The sequence below is a fragment of the Brasilonema sp. UFV-L1 genome (assembly GCF_012912105.1).
In the GTDB taxonomy this organism is placed as follows: Bacteria; Cyanobacteriota; Cyanobacteriia; order Cyanobacteriales; family Nostocaceae; genus Brasilonema.
This window is the reverse complement of record NZ_QMEA01000281.1, coordinates 1-2085: the sequence shown is the minus strand read 5'-3', so window position 1 is coordinate 2085 and position 2085 is coordinate 1. Positions and strand designations below refer to the sequence as shown.

2 pseudogenes are annotated in these 2085 nt (G+C 44.0%); one reads left to right on the top strand and one right to left on the bottom strand.

The annotated features are described in order from the left end of the window. Positions 1–1514, bottom strand: a pseudogene (locus DP117_RS34095) (alpha-mannosidase); the annotation flags it as partial. Between the two features lie 167 nt (positions 1515–1681). Between DP117_RS34095 and DP117_RS34090 the strand changes: the two are divergent. Next, a pseudogene (locus DP117_RS34090) lies at positions 1682–2085 on the top strand (hypothetical protein); the annotation flags it as partial.

Genomic DNA, 2085 nt, shown 5'->3' with positions numbered 1-2085 from the left:
GGTTTGTCGCTTTTAGTTTTGATTTGCTGTAAGTAATTTTCGGCGGTCGTAAACTCTAGTTGAGGAAAGAAAGGAGACTTTTGCCAACGCTGGGCGATTTCTAGCATATCACGGGTGGGACCGCCGCCGTGGTCACCCACACCAGGAAGCCAAAGAGCATCACAAAGACCTGTTTGCGTTTGCCATTCACAAGCATAGGATACCATTTTCACAGGGTCGATACCTTCACCAACAGGTGCGGACATGAGGCTAAAGACTTCACTTCCATCAGGCGATCGCCACCAAAAAGCACCATAATCAAACTTCGTCGTATCATTCCAGCGCAACTTTTGAGTCACGAAATACTCAACCCCAGCACCAGCAAAAAACTGCGGTAAAGTTGCACAAAAACCAAAACTATCTGGTACCCACACAACAGGAGAAAGCTTACCAAATTTCTCCTGTGTATAGCGCTGACCATACAACAACTGACGGACAATAGATTCACCTGCAATCAAATTCAGCTCCGGTTCAACCCAAAAACCCCCCACAACTTCCCAACGCCCAGCTTTTACCGCTTGTTGAATTGCATCAAACAAATCCGGACGATGTTCTTCAATCCAAGCATAAAGCACCGGTGAAGAATGACAAAAAATCAACTCCGGAAAATCCCGGCTTAACTTCAGAACCGACTCAAAAGTACTTTGTGCAGCCTTCCAAGTTTCACTCACACGCCAAAGCCATGCTAAATCAAGATGAGCATGACCCAACAAATAAATTTTTGAATCAAGATTTTGGATGTTCGATTCCAGCAACTTCTGACGAACTGCAAACAATAAATTCTCAAACTCTTTCTTATCTTCCTTGGCGTCCTTTGCGCCTATGTCCTTCGGACACGCTGCGCTAAGGCGGTTCGTTTCCCAATCAATCTTCACCACACTCGCGGCCAAATTCTCCAACTTTTCAGGCTCAAAACTTTCCAAAAACCGCTGCATCACACCCAACTCATCAGCCACAAAACCAGGATCAAGATAATTCTCATCAGTAGCCTCATAAATCAGGAGTGACTTTACCAAAGCACCATCACAATGACTCGGACTCACCAAACACAAAGCGACAATAAACTCATCGCCTGGTGTCACCCCAGAACTCAGTAACACCCTAGGTGAACAATCAAACAAATCTCCCTCAAGCACCAACTTCCCATTGACATAAACTTGAGCAGAGTCCGCCCACCAAACTAGTGATAGGCGCAAAGACAAACCTTGTAGCGGGTAACCCTGTAAATTTTGGGGAACAACCAATTTTTGCATCAGCCATAAAACTTTTTGTCCTCCAGCCCAAGCAATGTGTTCTTTGGCGTTTAACTGAGCAAGATTCCAACCAGAAAAATCACAAGTGCTAATATCACCTACAGATAACTCACCTGTCTGACATTGCCAGGATGACAAATGATTCACTCTGACATAAGAGCGTAACTTTTCAATCGCTTCCGAGATAAATTTAGTGTTAGCTTGAGATACTGGAGAGGTCATAATTTCGTTAAGATGAGGGGATTCATTCATGACAACAGTCTTTCGATTTATTGTTTGGTGAGAGTCCGGCAACTAACAACACTTCTCAAAAAATTCACCGAAGCGTCACGTACAAGCTAGAGGACTCGCGATCACCACTTTTCTTAATTTTGAATTTTGAATTTTGAATGAGCGAATTTTTTATGCCTCCTGCTACCTCTGGTCGTTATAAAAGCAGACTTTTTAACTTCTTCCATCAGCAATCTCGGCGCTGGGGCGAGCAGTTTGAGCGCACCAGAAAGCATCTAGAAGTCACTGCTAATTGGTCATTACAAGCTCTACTTTACCCAGTGTATCTGCTGTTTCGCAAAGTCACTGAGTCAAGTGGTAAACAACTGCATACAAACGAACAACAAAGCAAGCCCCAATTGCAAGGAAATGAGACTGATAACCCCGAAACTTCTTCATCTTCTGTAGATACTCCCATTCAGCGAGTCTTAGAAGCAGTGGTGACTCTACAAATTGGAAAAGCCAGGAAACAAAACTCCCTCCTATCACTCTACCGTTCTGTTTTTTTGTCCACCACCCCATC